This is a genomic window from Acinetobacter sp. ANC 3781 (assembly GCF_004331285.1).
In the GTDB taxonomy this organism is placed as follows: domain Bacteria; phylum Pseudomonadota; class Gammaproteobacteria; order Pseudomonadales; family Moraxellaceae; genus Acinetobacter.
In genome coordinates this window covers 15,886-39,008 of the sequence record NZ_SJOH01000017.1, presented here as the reverse complement: position 1 = coordinate 39,008, position 23,123 = coordinate 15,886, and the positions used below count along the sequence as shown (strand labels likewise).

Below are 23,123 nucleotides of genomic sequence, written 5' to 3'. Positions count from 1 at the left end.
AACTCTGCCCAGACAATGCTGGGCAGAGTTGATGCTGAAATGAAATTATTTCTTCGACTCAGGAAGAATAATATTTAATAACAATGCTGCAATACCCCCTGTAGCCACACCTGAACTGAAGATGTTACGGAATAATTCAGGCAAGTGTTCAAGAATTTGTGGCACTTGTGCAACCCCCAAACCGAGGGCAAGTGAGATTGCAATAATCAATAACGCACGACGGTCAAGTTGCACACCTGAAAGGATATTGATCCCAGAAGCTGCAACAGCACCAAACATTACCATAACAGCACCACCCAACACGGCTTGAGGAACCGCTTGAATGACACCCGCAACCGCAGGAAGCAATCCAAGAATCACCAATAAAGCTGCAATCCAGATACCGACATAACGGCTGGCAACACCCGTCAGTTGAATCACACCGTTATTTTGTGCAAATACAGAACTTGGGAAAGTATTAAAAATACCGGCTAAGAAAGAGTTTGCACCATTTACAAGTACACCACCTTTAATACGTTCCATCCATTTCGGACCATCTACCGGTTGGTTTGAAATTTTAGAAGTTGCGGTGATGTCACCAATCGCTTCTAGCGACGTTACCAGATAAATAAATGCCATTGGAATAAACAAGCTCCAGGAGAAACTTAAACCAAAGTGCATCGGGGTCGGAATTTGAACAATTGGTGCATCTTTTAAGCCGGAAAAATCAAGATGTCCCATGAAGCCTGCAAGGGTATAGCCAATGATTAAAGCAATTAGAATCGCCGAGCTTTTTACCCAAGTAATACGGATACGATTCAAAATAATAATAACCGCCAGAACGCTACATGACATGATCAGGTTATCAGCGTTAGCGAACGTTTTATCGCTCATTGCCTGATAACCGCCCCCCATACTAATTAGACCTTCTTTAATCAAGGTCAAACCAATCAGCAGAACAACAATACCCGTAACAAGCGGAGTAATGAGCTTTTTCACCCAAGGTAAGACGCGTGAAACACCCATTTCAATAAATGAGCCAGCAATCACCACACCAAAAATAGAGGCCATGACGGCTTCAACCGGGGTACCCGCAGCGACCATTGCCGAGCCAATCCCTATAATTGGGCCAATAAAGTTGAAGCTGGTACCTTGAACAATCAGCAAACCTGCCCCAAAAGGACCGACCTTCTTACATTGTAAAAAGGTGGCAATGCCCGAGATCACCAATGACATTGAAAGAATCATATTGGTGTCTTCTTTTGAAACACCGAGGGCTAAACAAATCAGCAAACCGGGCGTGACAATCGGGACAATAATTGCAAGTAAATGTTGCAGTGCAGCCAAAAACGCGATGACGGGTTGAGGGCGATCATTCAATCCATAGACCAAATCAAGGCGCTCTTTTTGTTCGGGAGGGGTATTTAAATCAGACATGTAAGAAGGTACAGCAGCAATTTGCCGTTATTCTAATCGAGTTACAGGACATTACAAATGAAAAAAAGCCTGATTTGTCAAAAAAACTTGTAACTGTCACTGAACTGTCACTACTAAAACTTTGTATTTTTCTGTATAATTTGCCCTCAAATTAAATATGCATCGAATATACATGTCAGATATTAAAACTCTCCGTAACATCGCCATTATTGCGCACGTCGATCATGGTAAAACCACTCTTGTAGACAAACTTTTGCAACAATCAGGTGCTCTCGGTGATCGCGCGGGTGAGATCGAGCGTGTCATGGATTCTGGCGCTATTGAAAGTGAACGTGGTATTACCATTCTTGCAAAAAACACTGCAATTAAATGGTTAGATGCGCGTACAAACACTGAATATCGCATTAACATCGTGGACACCCCGGGACATGCAGACTTCGGTGGTGAAGTTGAACGTGTAATGTCAATGGTTGACTGTGTATTGCTTCTTGTTGACTCTCAAGAAGGTCCAATGCCACAAACGCGTTTTGTGACATCAAAAGCCTTTGCAAGCGGTCTAAAGCCAATCGTAATCATTAACAAAGTAGACAAGCCAAGCGCGCGTCCAGACTGGGTAATTGACCAAGTATTTGACTTGTTCGACAACCTGGGTGCTACTGACGAACAGTTAGACTTCCCAATTGTTTACGCTTCAGGCTTACGTGGTGTTGCAGGTCCTTCTCCAGAAGAACTTGCTGATGACATGACTCCATTGTTCCAAACAATCGTAGACATCGTTGAACCGCCGGCAGTTGACGTTGATGGTCCATTCCAAATGCAAGTGTCTTCACTTGACTATAACAGCTTCGTAGGTGTTATCGGTGTGGGTCGTATTCAACGTGGTTCAGTAAAATTAAATACGCAAGTTACTGTAATCGATAAAGAAGGTAAGACTCGTAACGGTCGTATCTTAAAAATTATGGGTTACCATGGTTTAGACCGTGTAGATATTGAAGAAGCAAATGCTGGTGACATCGTTTGTGTAACTGGTATTGATGCACTTAACATTTCTGACACAATTTGTGATCCTAAAAATGTTGAAGCTTTACCGCCATTGTCTGTAGACGAACCTACAGTAACCATGACATTCCAAGTAAACAACTCACCGTTTGCTGGTAAAGAAGGTAAATTCGTTACTTCACGTAATATCCGTGAACGTCTAGACCGCGAATTGATTCACAACGTAGCATTACGTGTTGAAGATACTGATTCTCCAGACCGTTTCAAAGTATCTGGCCGTGGTGAACTTCACCTTTCAGTTCTGATTGAAAACATGCGTCGTGAAGGCTTCGAGATGGGTGTATCTCGTCCGCAAGTAATCTTGAAAGAAGTTGACGGTGTAAAACAAGAACCGTACGAAAACGTGACTTTCGACGTTGAAGAACAACACCAAGGTTCTGTAATGGAACAAATGGGTCACCGTAAAGGCGAAATGACCAATATGGAAGTTGACGGCAAAGGCCGTATCCGTATTGAAGCAACTGTTCCTTCACGTGGCTTGATCGGTTTCCGTTCAGAATTCCTGACCATGACTTCTGGTACAGGGATCATGACGTCAAGCTTCTCGCACTACGGTCCAATGAAACAAGGTACTGTTGCGAAACGTCAAAATGGTGTGTTGATTTCTATGGTTCAAGGTACTTGCCTTGGCTATGCACTGTTCACTCTTCAAGACCGTGGTCGTCTATTCGCTAAACCACAGTTAGAAGTTTACGAAGGTATGATCATTGGTATTAACTCACGTTCTGACGACATGACAGTTAACCCGACTAAAGCGAAACAGTTAACTAACGTACGTGCATCTGGTACAGATGAAGCGTTAACATTAGTACCTGCAATTGAATACACGCTTGAACAAGCGCTTGAATTCATTGAAGATGATGAATTAGTTGAAGTAACTCCTAAGTCAATTCGTATCCGTAAGCGTTACTTGACTGAGAACGAACGTAAACGTAACCGTTCTGGTAAATAATGATTTAATCAGTTTGAACTGAATTAAATGATTGAAAAAATGCTATCAATTTATTGGTAGCATTTTTTTTGTTTACAATTGGCAATTCAATATATTCAACATAAATAATTCCGAGTAAATTAGAAGGAATTATAAGCTGTTATAAATGCACTACCGCATCATACAGTTCCCAAAATATATTAATAAAGAATAGCTTTAAAGATAAACTGGAGACAGACATGAGTATTGTTCAAGAATTTAAAGAATTTGCCATTAAAGGCAATATGATGGATTTAGCCATTGGTGTCATCATCGGTGGTGCTTTTGGTAAGATTATTGACTCATTGGTTAAAGACATTATTATGCCTTTAATCACGGTGATCACTGGTGGTGGTGTCGATTTTACGCAAAAATTCTTCGTATTAGGCAAGAACCCCGATAATTTACAATCTTTAGATGCTTTAACTAAGGCGGGTGTAAATGTTCTGACTTATGGTAACTTCTTAACGATTTTAATTAACTTCTTAATTTTGGCCTGGGTGGTATTTTTGCTGGTTAAATTTATGAATCGTTTACGTAAACAAGAAGGCCCGGTAGAGGAAACTCCGACAACACCCGCCGATATCGAATTACTGCGTGAAATTCGTGATGAATTGAAAAAACGTCCACAACTTTAATTTTATTCATAAAAAACGGCGCTAAATGCGCCGTTTTTTATACCTTATTTATTCTCTCTCTTGAGCAAGTTTTAAAGCACTCTTTTAAAACGCAGCGCAAGTGAGCGCTGGGGAGAGGTGAGTTTTCTATAATGGTAAATCACCTCCATCCCCTTGCGGAATATATTCCTCACCTCCTAAAAGTAGGAAGGAGCAACATAGATTGCTAATCCATCCGGAACTTAATTTCCAATAAATGCCAGCCAAACTGACTTTTGATCGGGCCATGTAATTCACGTTCAGCTAAAGTGAAAACAGCTTTATCAATTGGGCCAACCAACTGACCTTTTTTAATTTCACCCAGTTCACCACCTTTTTTACCCGACGGACAAGTTGAATGCTGTTTGGCAATTTTGGCAAAATCTGCACCGGCTTTAATTTTCTTTTTCAGCTGTTCAGCCAATTCTTTATCTTTGACTAAAATATGACGGACGATGGCAGATTTCATGCTTTATTCACTTTAGAGGGTGTCTTGGTTACTATTTTAACTTTTTTTAAAGGCTGACACTGCGGACAAAATACACTGGCACGTTGTCCAAGCTTTAAATTTTCTAAAGTGCTTTCGCAGTTAATACACATTTCACCGGCGCGCCCATAGGCCAACAAGGTTTGCTGGAAATAACCATTTTCACCCATCGCATTACTATAGTCACGCAGGGTAGAGCCCCCTAAATCAATCGCCTGTTTTAAAATACGTTTAATTTCGATGACCAGTTTTTCAATTTGTGTGCGATTTAAACTTGAAGCGGGCTGGGCAGGGTGAATACCGAGATTAAACAAACTCTCAGTTGCGTAAATATTGCCTACGCCGACAACAATATGATTATCCATAATCGCCACTTTGGCACCGACATTTTTCTTTTTAAATTTTTCCGCTAAATAATCCGTATTAAAGGCATCACTTAAAGGTTCAGGGCCTAAAGTATCAATCAGTTTGCTTTGCGAGTTGGGATCTAGCCATAAAATACAGCCAAAACGGCGCGGGTCGTGATAACGCAGTTCGATATCTTCAAATTGAATAATTAAATGATCATGCTTGCGTAATTCCGTATGGGCATCGCAAAGACGGAAACTCCCCGACATGCCTAAATGCCAGAGCATAGTATCGTGCTCAAACTCTGCCAAAATATATTTAGAACGTCGGGTCAGCTTAAGCAGTTTTTGTCCTTTCAATTTCTGAATATTTTCAGGGATAGGCCAGCGTAAACTAGACTGATGCACTTCAACTTTTAAGACTTTTTGGTCAATTAAAGGTAATAAACTGGTTTTGGTGGTTTCGACTTCAGGTAATTCAGGCATGTTGGATTTTAGTGTGAGTAGATAAAGCTAATATCGGGTTACGAGGTAGTGAATGCAAGTTTTTATTTTGAATTCCAATCTGTGAGATTTGTGATTTATCTTCTAAATACCTTTCTTTTAAATTGATTAAACATATACCCTTTAGTCTAATTTTAAATTCCATTTTTATTATAGATAGTTATTTTTTAAAATTGATTTTTCATTAAATTATTGAAAATTATTAATAAATTTAATTTATATTAAACTAATTGTTATTTATTTTACTTTATATATAACTTTTTGTTTTTTATATGATAAAAAAATTGATGAGATTAATGTTTATAAATTATGTAATTTTCACACAATATATGCAATTTCTTTGAATTGTAGTCTCTAAATGTTGCTGTGGTTTTCCTTATGAAAAAATTTAGTCTAGCTCTGTTACCAACTTTGATGATGGTTGCCATGGCCCAAACTCAAGCTGTTGAAGCATTTGACCTAAATGGTCAGTATTTGTTAGGTGACTGGAACGGTAAACGTACTGAACTTGCAGCTAGAGGCATGAAATTTGATGCCAATATTGCTGCTGATGTTGCCTATTTAGCCGATGGCGGTCGTGATGATGGCAATGATCCGACTGTAGCGAGCCAATTATGGTTAGGCTCAACTTTCGATATGGAAAAACTTGCAGGCTGGGATGGGGTGACAATTCGTGCTGTGATGAGTGCACGTCAAGGACAAAATACCACAGTCGATGATTTGCAGGGTGAGGTGCCGCAACTTGCCAATGTTCAGGCGAACTTTGGCCGTGGTAACCAAAAAACACGTTTAAGTGAATTGTCGATTGAAAAGAATTTTAAAGCGCAAGGCGTGAGTGTCAAAGTCGGTCGTTTAGGTTTAGGAATGGACTTTAACGTGATGGCGTGTGATTTCCAGAGCACAGCATTTTGTGCGGCGCAAATGGGGAAATGGCAAGGTAATATCTGGATGAACACGCCTGTTTCACAATGGGGTGGCCGTCTGAAATATCAGGTAACGCCTGAAGTATTTACTCAAGTCGGTGTGTATGAATATAACCCTGAAAATGCCTTGGAACGTCATGGCTGGAACTTGGATACTGATCATGCCGATGGTGTGACTATTCCCGTGGAAGTAGTATGGCAGCCGAAATCATTTGTGAACGGTTTGCCGGGCAGCTACCGGGTAGGTGGTATATACAACACGGCCGATGAAGCTAAGAATCAATATAATGTTGCCTATGCTAAAGGCACAATGGGCGAAGATCGTACTTATGCTGGCTGGTTGGCAGTCGAACAGCAATTGACCTCGACAGGTTCGGGTAAACAGGGCTTGCATAGCTTTGCCAACTTTACCTGGCATGACCGTACCACCAATAAAGTCGATAATTCACAACAAATCGGGGTGAAATATATTGGTTTACTGGATTCTCAACCTAATGACATTTTAGGCCTGGGGATAAACCGTGTACATGTAAATGACCGTATCCCTCATCCTGCATTTAATGCCAGTGCCGAATACAATGTTGAATTGAACTATAGCTATTACCCAACCAAATGGTTAATGCTTCGTCCGAATATTCAATATGTTATTAACCCAGGCACTACAAATAACGTGGACGATGCCTTGGTTCTTGGTTTAAGCTCTAAAGTAGTATTTTAATATGACATAGAGAGTCCCCATGCAAGGTAAATATCACCTGATGCCCATCAATATGACTTTACTTTGCCTGACGGCATGCATCTGCCAAAACCTTTATGCTGAAGCAGGTTCTACGGAACCTGTTTTGTTGCCTACCTTAAAAATTGAAGCAACACGTACTGATACAGACTGGTTGCAAACACCAGCTTCGGTATATCGAGTTGATCAGAACAACAATGAAAATAATCTGGGCATTAATTTATCTGAAACCTTAAAAGGTGTGCCTGGCTTACAACTGAATAACCGTGAAAATTACGCCCAAGATTTACAAATCTCGATGCGTGGCTTTGGCGCACGCTCAACTTTTGGGGTGCGGGGCATACGTTTATATGTGGATGGCATTCCTGCAACTATGCCTGATGGTCAGGGACAAACCTCGAATATTGATTTAAGCAGCTTGGATCATATTGAAGTTTTGGGTGGACCATTTTCATCACTTTATGGTAACTCTTCGGGTGGTACGATTTTAACCACCACTAAACAAGGCGAGGGCCGTGACTCTATCCAGTTAGGCTACTCGCTGGGGAGTCATAACAAAGGTCGTACGGATATTGTCTTGCAAGGTGGGGCAGATAAAGCCAGTGAGCCAAGTTATGTAGTGAGTTCATCTTATTTTGATACCGATGGTTATCGTGAGCATAGCGCTGCCAAAAAAGTATTAAGCAATGCCAAACTGACTTGGGATTTAGATGACGGTTCTAAACTGAACTGGATTGTGAATCATGTGGATATTAACGCTGATGATCCACAGGGCTTGACCCGAGCGCAATGGAAAGCTAATCCTAAGCAGGTTGCCGATATTGTTAATGAATACAATGTTCGTAAGGAAATCAATCAAACTCAAACAGGATTGAATTGGACTAAGCCTTTAAATGACCAACATGAATTGTATGGTATGGCTTATATAGGACACCGAGAAGTTGTTCAATACCAATCAATACCAAATACAGCACAACGCAATAGCGCAACACATGCCGGTGGAGTGATCGATTTTAGCCGTGATTATTACGGTACTGATTTGCGTTGGACAGCTAAAGACTTATTACCCAATACACGTTTTACCGCCGGTTTTGCTTTTGATGCAATGACCGAAGATCGTCAAGGTTATGAAAACTTTACTAGAACCGCAGCTGATACTCCTGCTTCAGATATTAATAAAGGCCAAAAAGGCCAATTACGTCGTGATGAAAATAATACGCTGTGGAATTTAGACCCTTATCTGCAAGCCTCTTGGGATTTTTTACCCAATTGGACATTAGATACTGGCTTACGTTATAGCAATGTGCATTATGAATCTAAAGATCATTATATTGTCACAGATAATGGAGACGACAGCGGTAAAACGGATTATCAAAAATTTTTACCTTCTGCCGCATTGACCTGGAACATTACTCCAGAATTTTCGACCTATATCAGTTATGCCAAAGGTTTTGAAACCCCGACTTTTACTGAAATGGCTTATCCAACAGTGGCGACATCGGGAATTAACTTTGACTTAAACCCTGCGACCAGTGATAACTATGAACTGGGCTTAAAATCTCAAAATCGTTTCGGTAATTTTACTGCTGCTATTTTCCAAAGTGAAACGCACAACGACATCGTTTCAGCTGAATCGAACAATGGACGGAATACTTTCCGCAATGCCGATAAAACGCTAAGACAAGGTGTGGAACTCTCATGGAATAAAAAGCTATGGCGTGAGTTAACTGCGCAAGCAAGTTATAGTTTTATCGATGCAACTTTTGATGCCGATATCCCAAATACTGACCCTGCAAAGGTAGTAGCGAAAGGGAATTACATTCCAGGTGTAGCTAAAAATCAGGCTTTTGCATCTTTGGGCTGGCAGCCGGAAACTGGTTTTAACGCTGGGCTAGATGTTCGCTATATTGACAAATTATATGTCGATGATCTCAATTCTGATGCTGCACCAAGCTATAGCGTAACCAGTGTCAATGTGGGTTATATTTGGAAAAATGCAGACTGGAAAGTGCGGACTTTTGCCCGGGTCGATAATTTATTTGATAAAGAGTATGTAGGCTCAGTCATTGTCAATGATGGCAATGGTCGTTTCTTTGAACCTGCGGATGGTGCGAACTGGAGCGCAGGTTTAAGTGTTACTAAAGCATTTTAAGGAGAGAAAGTGTGGCTTTATTATTTGAAAATATTCAGTTTGGAACATTAAAACTTAATAATAAAATCGTGATTGCACCCATGTGTCAGTATTCAGCAACTGAACAAGGGGAAGTGACCTATTGGCACGAACAGCAATGGGCGAACTATGCCTTGTCGGGTGCAGGTTTATGCATTATTGAAGCCACTGCGGTTCAGCCTGAAGGGCGAATCAGTTATGCAGATTTAGGGCTTTGGAATGATTTGCAACGTGCTCAAATAAAAGCGCTGTTGGCTAAAGTAAAATCTTTATCTCCTATGCCTTTTGGTATTCAATTGGCGCATGCAGGCCGTAAAGCATCTACCGATAAACCCTGGGCTGGAAAAGACCAATTTAAACCGGAAGAAGCACACGGCTGGCAAACTGTTTCTGCCAGTGATTTGCCATTTAATCCAACTGATCACCCACCGCATGCGCTGAGTAAAGATGAAATCCAGAAAGTGATTCAGGACTTTGCTGATGCAGCCGTACGCGCCGTGGATGCAGGTTTTGATATAATTGAGATACATGCAGCGCATGGTTATTTGCTGCACCAGTTTATGTCACCACTCTCCAATACCCGGGATGACGAATATGGGGGCAGTTTTGAAAACCGGATTCGCTTGACGCTTGAAGTACTGCAAGCCATAAAAAATGCAGTACCTGCAGATTATCCGGTCGGGGTGCGTATTTCGGCGACCGATTGGATCGATGGAAAAGACAGTTGGGATGTGGAATCTTCGGTCGGTTTATCCAAAGCTCTAGAGCAGTTGGGGGCAGTTTATATTCACGTATCCAGTGGTGGTTTGCATGCCCAGCAACAGATTCAAATTGGTGCCAACTATCAGGTGCCTTTTGCTGAAGCAATAAAGAAAGTGGTTCATATTCCGGTCATTGCAGTAGGACTGATTACTGAAGCGCAGCAAGCTGAACATATTTTACAAACCGGACAAGCAGACGCCATTGGTCTTGCACGTGCCATGCTTTACGATCCGCGTTGGCCTTGGCATGCTGCTGCGACATTGGATGCACATATTGAAATTTCACCGCAATATTTGCGCTGTCAGCCGCATGGTTTGAAATCACTGTTTAAACCTTTTCAAAACCAAAATTGAATGGTTCAAATGGTAGTGATTGAGCTGAAATAATTTGATTTAAAAACAAGGAGCAGTTGTGGTTTTAAGTGTAATTTTACCGATTTGCCTGCTGCTTCTATTGGGATTTATCTGCGTAAAGTTCGAATTTATTTTAGCCGAGCATATAAAAGGTTTAAGTCAGTTTGTTTTTAAAATATCCTTGCCGGCATTTTTATTGCAAGCCTTATCCAGTAAGCGTTTTGATGAAATTTGGCATCCCAGTTATTTCATCGCTTATGGCGGGGGATCACTGCTTGTTTTTGCCTTTGCATTTTTGTTGTACCGTCAATATTTTCAATGTCGTTTGACCGAATCTGGCGTATTGTCTATGGGCGCATCCATGTCCAATACCGGGTTTATTGGTACAGCCATACTTATGATGTTGATTGGACAGCATGCAGCAATTTATCTTTCCTTGACCCTGATTATTGAAAATCTGCTAATTATGACTTTGACCCTGATTATTGCTGAAGCAGGTATTCATCAACATCGGGCGAAATCTCAGTTGCTCAAGCAGACTTTATATAACGTCATTAAAAATCCGGTTATTCTGTCGATCGTGTTTGGCATGTTATGTGTGATCTTGAAGATCCAACTTCCATCTTCCATTGCTCAGGCTTTAGAGATGTTAGGCAAAACGGCATCTCCGATTGCTTTATTTGTCATTGGGGGAAGTCTGGTTGGAATGAGTTTAAAAGCTGTAGATTTACAGAGCATGACTTTGGTGCTAATAAAAATTGTACTGATGCCACTGACTATTTTTGCCTTACTGAGTATTTCACCCAATGTCAGTCAGGAAATGCTGTATGCCGGCACATTGCTTGCTGCATTACCCATGCCGATTGCGTTCGGTATTTTGGGACAGAACTATGGACTTGGTGATAAAGCACTGAGCGCTCTAATGCTCAGTACAATATTGGGTTTTATGCTGCTGAGTGGTCTAATTGCAATTTGGTGGTAAATGATGATAACGGCAATAAAAAAGCCCCTAACTGAGGGCTTTTTTTATGAGGAAAACTTAGCTTTTCTTTTCAGCCTTTGCAGGAGCTTTTGCTTGTTCAGCCATCATTTTATCCACTACTGCTAAAGATTCTTTGGCTTGCGGTATATTTTCTTTTGCTAGCGCAGAGAATATCTTTTTCGCTTCAGGCAAGTTTTGCGGCACGATTTTGCCATTTGCAAACATATTGCCCACGGCCATCAAGGCTGGAATATAGCCTTTTTGCGCCAACTCTTGAATGCTTTTTAAACCTTGTTTAATGGGTGCTTCATTTTTATTTTTAAAACCCAAACTAATGTCATATAACGCTTTGGCATGAATTGCTTGATAGTTATCTTTTTTAATTAAAGGATCTAATTTGTGCAATGCCAGTTTTTCTGAAGCAGGTGTACCTTCAGCAAAAAGTAAAACGGCTAAATCGACAGTCGCATCAGCAAAACCCTGATTAGAGGCTTTTTCTAGATACTGTTTGGCTTTTTTAGTATCTTGTTTAAGACCTAGAGTTCCACCCATGTAATTTTTACCCAATACATAGTTGGCAACAGGATAGCCTTTGCTTGCAGACTCTTCATACAGCTTAATGGCTTTTTTCTCATCTTTGGCTGTACCTTGACCGGTTTGAGTCAGATAGCCTAAGTTATAAATGGCTTGAGCATTCCCCGTTTTGGCCAATTTTTCCAATTCTTGGTAAGCATCCTTCATATTATTGGATTTGATTAATGTTTCAATTTTAGCAAATGCAGGATCAACAGAGTTTGTTGCCATCTCTGCCATTGCAAGATGTGAAGACAGCGCAATGATGCTGGCAAGTATAATTTTTTTCATAGTTTAATAACCTTTTTATAAACAATCACATAATTCCATTTATGTGTTTAAGAATGTATGTGGAAGACTCAATACAACATCATAAGTTTAATTGTGTGAATGTAAATATATGATTTGTGTACTGCAACAATTTTTTTTGATATTTGCAGAGCAAGGGCTTAAGTAAATAATGAGTAGCTTAAATCAGCCTTAAGGCTTTTTTGTATTAACGTGAATTGCTCTTCTAAAGTTAAAGTTAAAGTTTTAGTTTAAGTAAAATTTCATGACATAAAAAAGGCGTCACGAAATCAACAGCACTTTGCTTTTTCCTCAATGTTTGTTTAAATCGCGGCTGAATAAAATTGTGAGTATATGAATGTTCATCAAAGCGATTAAACGGGCATATGATCAGATTAATCTGGATGAAAGCATTCCGGATGAAGATAAATTTGATGCATTGTTAATGAGATTAGGCAAAAACTTTTTGGTGAGCAAAGACGACCGTGTTTATATCTTTGAACATGAGGGTAAGACGGCACGTATTGATGCAAAACATGCGCGTGCATTTCATTTTAAAGAGTATGTCATTAAAGACATGAACAAACTTTTTCACGATTTTAATTTATGATTTTAAAAAGCCTCCGATTTGGGAGGCTTTTTTAATGGAGTTAGTAAACTTGAATATTATTACGGACGTGCCACATCGCCTTTTAAAGCCTCTGGTAAATCTAAAACGGCTAAACCTAGTTCTTCAAGTGCTGCAGGTTTAGCGACCACTAAAGCTTTATAACCGCCATCAATCGCAATGCTGTTTACCACTTCAACATCATTATTTAACTTTGTTGCCAAAGCAGGTGTTGCACCTGTACCTTGAACCAAATGTAACCAGCTTTTAGGCTTGGCTTTAAACCACAGGCGCGCAATGATTTCCTGACCAATATAACAGCCCTTGTCGTAATGCACGCCTTCACGTTGGTGTAAACGTAATTCTTGCGGTTGGAACTCATGCGCCGTTGCTGCTTCAATCCAGGCTTGACCGGATTCAATCGCTTGCAGTTGCCATACTGCAATATCAGTTTCAGCCGCAGAAAAATTAGTGCTGTCGCCATCTAGAGTAGGGAACACTGAACCGACTTCTTCCAGCTTCATTTTAGAAAATGCACCAAACTTTTTAATATGCTTGGCAAACTCTTCGGCTTGATCGGCAGTCACAACAATTTCAAAACTTTCCGGATTAATTTTTTTGAGCCATAAACCAAACTGAATACGACCTTTTAAACTACAGATTGCTGTATATCGAGTTAGGTTTTCTGTTAAGGCTTCGGTATTTAAAGTCACTTGACCTTGAAGGAATTTTTGCGCATCCACACCGTTTAGCGTGAATAAGGAGAAAGCTGGATTACTCATTTATTGGCCACCAATACTGGATCTAATACTAAAGAATTAGCTGTATTTTCCGCTATTTTGCAAAAAAAAGCACATTTAGGGCAAATATTCTAAATTTTATGTAACTAAATATTTCTAAAATGCCAATTTTATACCTAAGCTTTTGAAATATATGTGATTTGGGAAATGGCTTTTTCACAGCGTACAATGCTAACAAACGAGTGTGACTAGTCAACAACAATTACGCAGTAAAAAAATGATTTAAGAGGCAGGTAAGCTATGAACAACAACTACCGTAAACTACTGCAAGGCACCCAGCTCGAATATTTTGACGTGCGCCAAGCCGTAGAAGATATCCAGCCAGGCGCATATGCCAAACTTCCTTATACCTCTAAAGTACTTGCAGAACAGTTGGTACGCCGTTGTGACCCAGCCATTTTAGAGCAGTCATTAAAAGAACTTATTCAACGTAAACAAGATCACGACTTTCCCTGGTATCCGGCACGTGTAGTCTGTCATGACATCTTGGGTCAGACCGCACTGGTCGACTTGGCTGGCTTACGTGATGCGATTGCTGATCAGGGCGGAGACCCGTCCAAGGTAAATCCAGTTGTTCCTACACAGCTCATCGTTGACCACTCATTGGCAGTGGAGTATGGCGGTTCCGATCCTGATGCTTTTGAGAAAAACCGTGCCATTGAAGACCGTCGTAATGAAGACCGTTTCCACTTTATTGAGTGGACCAAAACAGCCTTTGAAAATGTCGATGTAATTCCTGCGGGCAACGGCATCATGCACCAGATCAATCTGGAAAAAATGTCTCCGGTGATTCAAAACCGTGATGGCGTGGCGTATCCAGATACCTGCGTAGGAACAGACTCGCATACTCCGCATACCGATGCTTTGGGGGTAATCTCGATTGGTGTCGGTGGCTTGGAAGCTGAAAATGTGATGCTGGGCCGTGCATCGTGGATGCGTCTGCCAGACATTATTGGTGTGGAACTGGTCGGTCAGCGTCAAGCCGGTATTACTGCAACCGATATCGTATTGGCACTAACTGAATTTTTGCGTAAAGAGCGTGTCGTGGGTGCCTATCTTGAATTCTTTGGTGAAGGTGCGGACAGCATGTCGGTGGGGGATCGTGCCACGATTTCCAACATGACTCCTGAATATGGCGCAACGGCTGCCATGTTCTACATTGACCAGAACACCATTGATTATCTGACCTTGACTGGTCGTGAAGCAGAACAAGTGAAACTGGTTGAAGCCTATGCCAAAGAAATTGGGCTTTGGGCATCCGAAATGAAACAAGCAGAATATCCGCGTGTACTGCGTTTCGACTTGTCGACTGTGACCCGCAATATTGCCGGGCCATCGAATCCGCATGCACGTGTATCTACAGCTGACTTAAAAGAAAAAGGCATTGCCGGCGTGGTTGAGCAGCGTACCGATGGTTTAATGCCGGACGGTGCAGTGATCATTGCTGCAATCACGTCTTGTACCAATACATCAAACCCGCGTAATACTGTTGCAGCAGGTTTGCTTGCGCGTAAGGCAAACGAGTTGGGTTTAACCCGTAAACCTTGGGTGAAATCATCTTTTGCACCAGGATCTAAAACGGCAGCACTTTACCTTGAAGAGGCGGGTGTATTGCACGATTTAGAAAAACTCGGCTTTGGTATTGTGGCTTATGCCTGCACCACCTGTAACGGGATGTCTGGTGCGTTAGACCCAAAAATTCAGCAAGAAATTATTGACCGTGACCTGTATGCAACTGCGGTGTTATCGGGTAATCGTAACTTTGATGGTCGTATCCATCCTTATGCAAAACAGGCATTCTTGGCATCACCGCCGCTCGTGGTTGCGTATGCAATCGCCGGCACTATTCGTTTTGACATCGAAAAAGATTCACTTGGCAACGATAAAGACGGTAATCCAATTTACTTAAAAGACATTTGGCCATCCGATGCTGAAATTGATGCTTTGGTGCAAAAGTCAGTGAAGCCTGAACAGTTTCGTCAAGTCTATATTCCAATGTTCGATCTAGGCAAGAATGAAAAGACAGTCAGTCCACTGTATGACTGGCGTCCGCAAAGTACCTATATTCGCCGTCCGCCGTATTGGGAAGGGGCATTGGCTGCACCGCGTACACTTGCAAATATGCGTCCGCTGGCAATTTTGGGTGACAACATTACCACCGACCACTTATCTCCATCGAATGCGATTGTGCTCGACAGTGCTTCAGGCGAATACCTGAAAAAAATGGGTGTGCCTGAAGAAGACTTTAACTCTTATGCGACGCACCGCGGTGATCACCTGACTACACAACGTGCGACACTGGCGAATCCGAAACTGTTTAATGAAATGGTGGTTCGTTCCGACGGTACAATTAAGCAAGGTTCGAAAGCGCGTGTAGAGCCGGAAGGCGAAGTAATGCGTATGTGGGAAGCGATTGAAACTTACATGAACCGTAAGCAGCCTTTGATTGTGATTGCCGGTAAAGACTATGGTCAGGGTTCAAGCCGTGACTGGGCTGCCAAAGGTGTGCGTCTAGCTGGTGTAGAAGCGATTGTTGCAGAAGGTTTTGAGCGTATTCACCGTACCAATCTGGTCGGCATGGGTGTATTGCCGCTTGAGTTTAAACCGGGCACAGACCGTAAAACATTGAAGCTGGATGGTACTGAGCTATATAGCGTGATTGGTAATATTGCGCCACGTTCAACCTTAACTTTAGTGATTGAACGTGCCACAGATGATGGCAAGAATCAGATTACTGAAGTGCCGGTAACCTGCCGTTTGGATACCGAAGAAGAAGTGCATGTGTATGAAGCGGGTGGTGTATTGCAACGCTTTGCACAGGACTTTTTGGAAGGGCAAGTGGCGTAATTAACTATTTATAAAGGTGTTTGATTTTTAACCAATAAAGCCATATTATTAATATGGCTTTATTTTTAATGTCACTTAAATTTTTTGAATGGGGAAAGTCAATGGATAAATATATTATTAATAAGAACTCACAATCTAGTGGTGATCATGAAGTACACAATGCCACAAAAGGTTGTAGCTATCTGCCGGCTGCAGAGAATCAAATTGAACTAGGCAATTTTTCTAATTGTCAGCAAGCGGTTGCTCAAGCTAAATCGAATTGGCCTAGCAATAGAATTAATGGTTGTTATTGGTGTGCAGCGGCTTGCCATACTTCATAAACATAGACTAAAAGTTATTGATATTGTTGTAAAAAAACCCTACTGTGAAGTGGGGTTTTTTATTAAGGGGGGCTAAGTTTGGAAATTTATAAAGACATAGATAATGATTCAAATGTTACTCATTTCGAAATTGGAAGTACGTATATAACTGTTTGGTTTCAAGGAACTGCTAGGTCTTATACTTATAGTTATTATAAAGCAGGTCAATTTCATATAGAAAAAATGAAAGTGTTAGCTAAGAGTGGTAATGGGCTAAATTCTTATATTATGCGAAATGTAAAAAAATTATACGATTAAAGAGGGGGAGATATGGATAAAACCTTAATTAAGCTATGTGATGCTTTAGATGAGCTATCGCAAGTTGTTTTAAAGTCATGGAATGATGATCAAGTTTTAAAAAATGTTTTTGGATGGCATCATCCTGCGGTAACGAGACATGATTTAGCAAATATTCCTAAAAATTTATCGATGAGCATCCGAAACTCTGAAATTAAAGTTATCGATGCTGAATTAGTCGAATTAATATCATTGATACCTACACGTTTACAGGTTATGTATTCAGATACAATTCCTTATATGTTTAATGGACATGGTAATCAGGCTATACCAGCTTATCTATCAACCTTACAATGAGTTGAAAAAGTTATTCAGCCATTATTTTCATGGGAAATTTTACAAGATTCTAAAGCATTGCCACCTGCACTTAACCGTAGATTAAGGGGGATTCAGACGGAATTAGATAATCTTATTCCTAATAAAGATGACCTATCACAACAAATTGATTTAATAAAAGAAGCTACAGAGGCAGCAGAATCGTTACCCACTGATTTACAAAGTTTAAAAGAAGCTAGAATAAAAATTTCAGAAATTCATGAAGACTCATCTTTTGATAGAAAAAAGATTACTGAACATAAAGCCTCTGTAGAAGCACAACTTAAATCTATTAATGAATTACATAAACAAGCTAAAAAGTTAATAGAGAATTGTGAAGATGCATACCGAATAACAACCACAAAAGGGTTAGCTTCAGCTTTTGATCAAAGAGCAAAAGATCTTAAAAATTCAATGAGATTATGGGTTGGCGGATTATTATTTGCTCTAGCCGTAGGCGCTTGGATTGGGCACGAAAGAATACAAATTTTAACGAGTTCCTTATTATCTCAGAATTTAAATTGGGGGATCATTTGGATACAAATAATTTTATCAATGACGAGTGTTATTGCGCCTTTGTGGTTTGCTTGGTTAGCGACGAAACAAATTAGTCAACGTTTCAAATTAGCAGAAGATTATGATTTCAAGGCATCAGTAGCAAAAGCATATGAAGGGTATAAAAAAGAAGCTGCAAAAATCGATGAAGAGTTTGAGGCTCGATTATTTAATGTTGCATTGACTAGGCTTGAAGAAGCACCATTGAGATTGGTTGATTCTGTAAATCATGGTAGTCCTACTCATGAGGTTATAGAAAAAACAGGTCTGAATAAGGTTGGAGAAAGAATAGTGAACAAGGTCGAAGATGTTATTGATTCTATAACTCCTGCAAAAGCGAGTAATGACAGTTAGAAAACTTCGCCCAAACGCCACTATCATCTGTCGAAATGGACAATAGACATTCATCATAATAAGGATATACTGGTTCTACCATTTCTAAAACCCATGGAGAACAAAAATGGTTACTGCTGGCGAAAAACCCGGAACAGGCTTCTATTTTTGTGTTCAGTGCGGAAAACGCACTTACTTAGAAATTGGTACAGATCGTTTACCCCCGTGTACCAAATGCCTTGGCAATATATTTAACAACAAAATTGCCTAAGCAGCACATATAAAAACAGCTACCCTCTGTTTTGAACAAAAGCCCTATTACTCAATAGGGCTTTTTTATTACTTCAGCATATGTGTTTATTCGCTATTTTTGTTTGAAAAATGATCAATTCACCCCATATAAAACAAGAAATTCACGGTTTTCAGGGCTGCTCATTTGGAACATTATCTTGACCTTAATCACGACTCCGGTGTGGCCAACTATGAAATTGGCAATGAGTTTATTCGGGTTCAATTCAAGAAAAGATCAAAAACTTATACCTATAGTTATACCAGTGCAGGCTATCAGCATGTCGAGAACATGAAACAACTGGCCCAGTATGGGGATGGCTTAAATGCCTATATCAATCAGCATACCCGTCATTTATTTGCTAGATAGCTGACTTGCCTGTTACTTCATTTAAATACCGGTATCACAGCATTTACTTTTCTTAGATTTAAACAGGCTTTGCTGTTTGTTTATTTTTAACTGAGCCTTAGTTAAATTTAACTATCCTTTCGCTGCTAAAATTAGAATAATCAATAAATTCTATACAAGATTATTTATCTTCACTGAAAAGTGCCCATTCTCATTCATAGAAATACAACTAAAAAATTCATTTAATTTTATAGGAGTTAGATACTTATCTATATGTAAAGTATCGAGCAGATTCGCTCTACAGCCTCAGTATTCAAAATTTTTATCTAAAAGAAATATGGGTTAATCCAGTAAGCCAATATTTAAGTAAAGAGTTTTGACTTAAATGTAATTTACTATTGAACTGTAAAATTAAAAGTGGAAAATTCAAGTTATTGTGGGAGTCATGCTCTGTCAATAATTATAAATGGGACAAAGGAACAGCAATGAGTGAGATAGTTTATAGTAAAGAAGAGAAGAGCAAACGCGTTCGAGGGATTATAGGAGCTTCTTCGGGTAACTTGGTCGAATGGTTTGACTTCTATATTTATGCTGTTTTTGCCATGTATTTTCAGCATGCGTTAACTGCACCAGATATGAGTTCTTCAGCCCAAGGGGTTTACGTTTGGGGTGTTTTTGCTGCCAGTTTCTTTATGCGCCCTATTGGGAGCTGGATTTTCGGACGTATTGCCGATAAACATGGTCGTAAAAACTCGATGGTGATTTCCATTAGTTTAATGGCAGTCAGTTCATTCTTGTTTGCTTTATTACCGACCTATGAGCAGGTGGGTATGGCTGCACCGTTCTTGTTGCTTTTGGTACGTCTGTTACAAGGCTTATCGGTAGGCGGTGAATATGGCGCAGTTGCAACATATATGAGCGAAATTGCACTCAAAGGGCAACGTGGCTTTTTTGCTTCATTCCAGTATGTGACTTTATCTGGCGGGCAGTTATTAGCAAGCTTATTGGGCGTTATCTTGCTGATGCTAATGACTGAACAACAGTTAATGGATGGCGGCTGGCGCATTCCATTTGTAGTGGGTGGTGTTGCTGCCATTATTTCATTGCTGGCACGTAGTCGCTTAGAGGAGACTTTGTCCAAAAAAGACGAAGGTAAAGAAGAAGCGGGAAGTTTGCGTGAGTTATTTAAAAAGCACTGGAGAACCTTCTTGCTGGTGGTCGGTTATACATCCGCAGGTTCTTTAAGTTTTTATGTGCTGACCGTTTACTCAAAAACCTATATGACCAATTTGGGGATTGAGGGTAGAACTGTTGGTTACATGATGACTGCGGCCCTGTTTATATTTATGGTGGCACAACCACTTTTTGGTGCGATTTCTGACCGTATTGGGCGTCGTGCTGCAATGTTGGCATTCAGTGCGTCCGTGGCAATCTTTATCTATCCAGTGATGGTGATTGCCATGCCATACTTTAGCTATTCGCCAGTCATTGTGACCTTGTTGCTAATTTTTATGATGATGCTGCTAAGTTTCTATACCTCTATTAGTGGTCTGGTTAAGGCGGAAATGTTCCCACCGCATGTACGTGCACTCGGTGTTGGCTTTTCTTATGCTGTAGGTAATGCGATATTTGGTGGAACGGCGCCTGCTGTAGCGCTACAGTTTAAAGATGCCGGAATTGAAAATCTCTTCTTTGTTTATGTCGTGGTAATGCTGGTAATTTGCTTCTTGTGTAGTTTTGCTCTACCGAAAGAACCTGAGTATTTACATCACGATCACTGATTTAACGTGCATAAAAAAACCTGCCATTGGGCAGGTTTTTTTATGCACCATATTTTTTACAGGAAAAATAGCCTGAAATTAATTTCAATAAACTTAATTAAACCGTAATAAAAAACCATAATGTACTTAAATTTAATAAAAAATTCTTTTTAATACGCTATTGAAGGGAAATTTTCCTAAAATAATTTGAAATAGACAAATCTTAGGAAATTAATCCCGAGCCTAACTTGTTAAATTATATCTCAAGGGTGTGACGGGGATCGAAAAGAGTAGATTGCTACTAGTTACGTATAACGTGAGTGTAGTACTTACCCAAAAGGTCTCGATTCGGCTTAGGACGCTATAGATCACAAGTTTATAGGCATAAGGTTATCGCTTACAAAGCTATAATTGTTGAAGTTAAACATTATGTTTTCCCTAACACCCTCAAGAATTTTCTAGCGAATAAAAAACAATTAAAATATAAAAAAATTAAAAATCATAAACCTGCAATAGACTTTAACCCTGATAATGTAGATACAAATCAGCAACTCGTTTCAGCATATTAAATCTGTTATTTTAGAAATCATGAGCTACCACGTAGAGAATCAATATGAATCTTGATTTTTGGTGTCGTTTTTTGCTTTCCGCAGTACTCATCAATTACATCATATTAATGATCTGGTTTTTGGCTATTATTTTTGCGCGTGACTGGATTAAACAAGTCCATGGAAAATGGTTCAATCTGTCAGATGCGACTTTTGATGCAATTCATTATGGGGGAATGGCGGTCTATAAAGTAGGTATTCTACTGTTTAACTTAGTGCCTTTGATTGCTTTATACTTTATGGGTAAAAGTTAAAATTTAACGCTGTATTTCAACATCTAAGTACACAGTCAAACATACCACTATCACAATAATTTAATTAATACTTTCCTACTGATGCGATAAAAATAACCACCGTAAAACTCAAATTAAAGTCATGCTAAAAAGGAATTTAGTCCAATGAATCAGTTCAAACCCGCACTTATTTTAGGCGTTTTTATTTGCCTAGGGATGATTATTGCAGGATGGATTTTAGGCAGCAGCGCACTGAAAATTAAACAATATGAACGTATTGTTTCGGTCAAAGGCTTGTCTGAACGCGAAGTGAAAGCCGATGTAGCGGTTTGGCCCATTCGCTTTAGCTCTGCCAGCCAGGACCTGACTCAGTTGTACGACAGCATGGAAATAAACACTCAGCAAATTCAGGCATTCTTGAAAAATGAAGGTTTTACTGCCGAGGAAATTACTACCGCTTCACCCAGTACAACGGATAAATATGCCCAGCAATATGGCGGTAATGAAAATGTTGCACTCCGTTATACCGCACATCAAACTATAACTGTATATACCCACAAAATAGATGCGGTACGTGCTGCACAAAGTCGCTTGGTGGCTTTAGGTAAAAAAGGCATTGCCTTTGGCGGAGATGATTCTGGGCAAAGAACCGAATATTTATTTACCAAACTTAATGACATCAAACCTGCCATGATTGAACAAGCCACCGAAAATGCCCGCAGTGTTGCGGAAAAATTTGCTGCTGATTCTAAAAGCGGTTTAGGTAAAATTAAGTCAGCCAATCAGGGCTTGTTCAGTATTGAAGACCGAGACAGTAATACGCCGTATTTGAAAAAAGTACGCGTGGTTTCAACGGTTGATTATTATCTTGCAGATTAATGGATAGAAGTATGTGAACGGGATGATTGAAGGGGGAGTTTGGATAAAATTTCAGTAGAATTTTACTTAATCCTTTGAAATTTTAAAATAAAAAATACCGTTAAATTCTATTTTTTAGCTGCTAAAATATTAAATAAATCATTGTATTGTAATAAAATCATATGGGTTATTTAGATACGCTTATTCAACAGTGCTACATTGCAAAAACAGCTCTACCTGTTCAGGAGTTTATATTTTCAACATTGGATGATTTACCCAAAATCTCTAAAGCAATTTATATCATTGAACAAGTAGACGGCGATATTAACCAGACATTTAATCATTTTCTTACTTTTAAAGAACAGGCAACCCATGCTTGTGCAAAATTAAATGCACCTTGCGCAGTCATGTATGTGGGGTCATCAATTACCGGACTTAAAAATCGGCTGAAACAACATTTGGGACTAGGTCACAAAGGGACTTATGCATTGCATTTAAATCAATGGTTTCAGGGTCAGTTTAAAATTACCATTCAGCAATATGAGGTAGAAAATCAAGTACTGCAATTGATTGAAGATGATCTCTCAGATCAACTTAAACCTGCATTTGGAAAATCAGGTGCAAACAATAAATAATTCAATTTTAGCCCTAGGTTGAAGTTGGATTGACAGCATTATCTCACCTTGTT

23 protein-coding genes are annotated in these 23,123 nt (G+C 39.9%); 18 read left to right on the top strand and 5 right to left on the bottom strand.

The window, feature by feature from the left end:
• Window positions 1–45: 45 nt before the first annotated feature.
• A complete protein-coding gene (locus E0H89_RS12730; RefSeq protein WP_131217664.1) occupies window positions 46–1,416 on the bottom strand; it encodes a uracil-xanthine permease family protein in 1,371 nt (456 codons plus the stop codon).
• A 172-nt stretch (window positions 1,417–1,588) separates the two neighbouring features.
• Here E0H89_RS12730 and typA point away from each other — a divergent pair, with 172 nt between their 5' ends.
• Complete coding sequence (gene typA, locus E0H89_RS12725; protein WP_131217663.1) at window positions 1,589–3,427, top strand: translational GTPase TypA; 1,839 nt, start codon at window positions 1,589–1,591, stop codon at window positions 3,425–3,427.
• A 218-nt stretch (window positions 3,428–3,645) separates the two neighbouring features.
• Window positions 3,646–4,083 carry a large conductance mechanosensitive channel protein MscL gene (gene mscL / locus E0H89_RS12720; protein WP_131217662.1) on the top strand — a complete coding sequence of 146 codons (438 nt, stop codon included), beginning with the start codon at window positions 3,646–3,648 and terminating at the stop codon, window positions 4,081–4,083.
• A gap of 205 nt (window positions 4,084–4,288) precedes the next feature.
• Here the strand turns inward: mscL and E0H89_RS12715 are convergent, their stop codons facing one another.
• Together E0H89_RS12715 and mutM are read right to left on the bottom strand one after the other, a co-directional pair.
• Window positions 4,289–4,570, bottom strand: coding sequence for a peptidylprolyl isomerase (locus tag E0H89_RS12715; protein WP_131217661.1), 282 nt, complete (start codon window positions 4,568–4,570; stop codon window positions 4,289–4,291).
• Entirely contained in the window at window positions 4,567–5,421 is an 855-nt protein-coding gene (mutM, locus tag E0H89_RS12710; protein ID WP_131217660.1) for a bifunctional DNA-formamidopyrimidine glycosylase/DNA-(apurinic or apyrimidinic site) lyase, read from the bottom strand. Before mutM ends, E0H89_RS12715 begins: the two co-directional genes overlap by 4 nt.
• Before the next feature lie 396 nt (window positions 5,422–5,817).
• Here mutM and E0H89_RS12705 point away from each other — a divergent pair, with 396 nt between their 5' ends.
• Genes E0H89_RS12705 through E0H89_RS12690 form a run of 4 tightly spaced genes read left to right on the top strand, consistent with a single transcriptional unit; the run spans window position 5,818 to window position 11,365 of the window.
• Complete coding sequence (locus E0H89_RS12705; RefSeq protein WP_131217659.1) at window positions 5,818–7,080, top strand: carbohydrate porin; 1,263 nt, start codon at window positions 5,818–5,820, stop codon at window positions 7,078–7,080.
• A 19-nt stretch (window positions 7,081–7,099) separates the two neighbouring features.
• A complete protein-coding gene (locus E0H89_RS12700; RefSeq protein ID WP_131217658.1) occupies window positions 7,100–9,250 on the top strand; it encodes a TonB-dependent receptor domain-containing protein in 2,151 nt (716 codons plus the stop codon).
• A gap of 11 nt (window positions 9,251–9,261) precedes the next feature.
• Entirely contained in the window at window positions 9,262–10,383 is a 1,122-nt protein-coding gene (locus tag E0H89_RS12695) for an NADH:flavin oxidoreductase/NADH oxidase (protein WP_131217657.1), read from the top strand.
• 58 nt (window positions 10,384–10,441) lie between these two features.
• Window positions 10,442–11,365, top strand: a complete 924-nt coding sequence (locus E0H89_RS12690; RefSeq protein ID WP_131217656.1) for an AEC family transporter — start codon at window positions 10,442–10,444, stop codon at window positions 11,363–11,365.
• A 57-nt stretch (window positions 11,366–11,422) separates the two neighbouring features.
• Here the strand turns inward: E0H89_RS12690 and E0H89_RS12685 are convergent, their stop codons facing one another.
• Complete coding sequence (locus E0H89_RS12685) at window positions 11,423–12,229, bottom strand: tetratricopeptide repeat protein (RefSeq protein ID WP_131217655.1); 807 nt, start codon at window positions 12,227–12,229, stop codon at window positions 11,423–11,425.
• A 355-nt stretch (window positions 12,230–12,584) separates the two neighbouring features.
• Here E0H89_RS12685 and E0H89_RS12680 point away from each other — a divergent pair, with 355 nt between their 5' ends.
• Complete coding sequence (locus E0H89_RS12680; RefSeq protein ID WP_131217654.1) at window positions 12,585–12,836, top strand: hypothetical protein; 252 nt, start codon at window positions 12,585–12,587, stop codon at window positions 12,834–12,836.
• Window positions 12,837–12,895: 59 nt separating this feature from the next.
• Here E0H89_RS12680 and ygfZ read toward each other — a convergent pair whose 3' ends face one another.
• The gene (gene ygfZ / locus E0H89_RS12675; protein ID WP_131217653.1) at window positions 12,896–13,615 is read right to left on the bottom strand and encodes a CAF17-like 4Fe-4S cluster assembly/insertion protein YgfZ; all 720 of its coding nucleotides are present in this window, start codon (window positions 13,613–13,615) and stop codon (window positions 12,896–12,898) included.
• Between the two features lie 258 nt (window positions 13,616–13,873).
• On the opposite strand from ygfZ, the gene acnD reads away from it, so the two are divergent.
• The 11 genes from acnD to E0H89_RS12625 all read left to right on the top strand — a co-directional run bounded on the left by acnD (window position 13,874) and on the right by E0H89_RS12625 (window position 23,070).
• Window positions 13,874–16,480, top strand: a complete 2,607-nt coding sequence (acnD, locus tag E0H89_RS12670) for a Fe/S-dependent 2-methylisocitrate dehydratase AcnD (RefSeq protein WP_131217652.1) — start codon at window positions 13,874–13,876, stop codon at window positions 16,478–16,480.
• A gap of 101 nt (window positions 16,481–16,581) precedes the next feature.
• Window positions 16,582–16,800, top strand: coding sequence for a hypothetical protein (locus tag E0H89_RS12665; RefSeq protein WP_131217651.1), 219 nt, complete (start codon window positions 16,582–16,584; stop codon window positions 16,798–16,800).
• 78 nt (window positions 16,801–16,878) lie between these two features.
• Entirely contained in the window at window positions 16,879–17,097 is a 219-nt protein-coding gene (locus E0H89_RS16755; protein WP_131217649.1) for a hypothetical protein, read from the top strand.
• 12 nt (window positions 17,098–17,109) lie between these two features.
• Window positions 17,110–17,433 carry a hypothetical protein gene (locus tag E0H89_RS16750; protein WP_250697872.1) on the top strand — a complete coding sequence of 108 codons (324 nt, stop codon included), beginning with the start codon at window positions 17,110–17,112 and terminating at the stop codon, window positions 17,431–17,433.
• A 57-nt stretch (window positions 17,434–17,490) separates the two neighbouring features.
• Window positions 17,491–18,360: a hypothetical protein gene (locus E0H89_RS12655; protein ID WP_250697871.1), complete on the top strand. Its 870-nt coding sequence runs from the start codon at window positions 17,491–17,493 to the stop codon at window positions 18,358–18,360.
• A 106-nt stretch (window positions 18,361–18,466) separates the two neighbouring features.
• Complete coding sequence (locus E0H89_RS12650) at window positions 18,467–18,610, top strand: zinc ribbon-containing protein (RefSeq protein ID WP_081408354.1); 144 nt, start codon at window positions 18,467–18,469, stop codon at window positions 18,608–18,610.
• Window positions 18,611–18,775: 165 nt separating this feature from the next.
• Window positions 18,776–18,997, top strand: a complete 222-nt coding sequence (locus tag E0H89_RS12645; RefSeq protein WP_131217647.1) for a hypothetical protein — start codon at window positions 18,776–18,778, stop codon at window positions 18,995–18,997.
• 473 nt (window positions 18,998–19,470) lie between these two features.
• Window positions 19,471–20,757 carry an MFS transporter gene (locus tag E0H89_RS12640; RefSeq protein ID WP_171459167.1) on the top strand — a complete coding sequence of 429 codons (1,287 nt, stop codon included), beginning with the start codon at window positions 19,471–19,473 and terminating at the stop codon, window positions 20,755–20,757.
• Between the two features lie 592 nt (window positions 20,758–21,349).
• Complete coding sequence (locus E0H89_RS12635) at window positions 21,350–21,598, top strand: DUF6868 family protein (protein WP_131217643.1); 249 nt, start codon at window positions 21,350–21,352, stop codon at window positions 21,596–21,598.
• 144 nt (window positions 21,599–21,742) lie between these two features.
• Window positions 21,743–22,456 (top strand): SIMPL domain-containing protein, encoded by a 714-nt coding sequence (locus tag E0H89_RS12630; RefSeq protein ID WP_131217641.1) that lies wholly within the window; start codon window positions 21,743–21,745, stop codon window positions 22,454–22,456.
• A 161-nt stretch (window positions 22,457–22,617) separates the two neighbouring features.
• A complete protein-coding gene (locus E0H89_RS12625; RefSeq protein ID WP_131217639.1) occupies window positions 22,618–23,070 on the top strand; it encodes a GIY-YIG nuclease family protein in 453 nt (150 codons plus the stop codon).
• The last annotated feature ends 53 nt before the right edge of the window (window positions 23,071–23,123 follow it).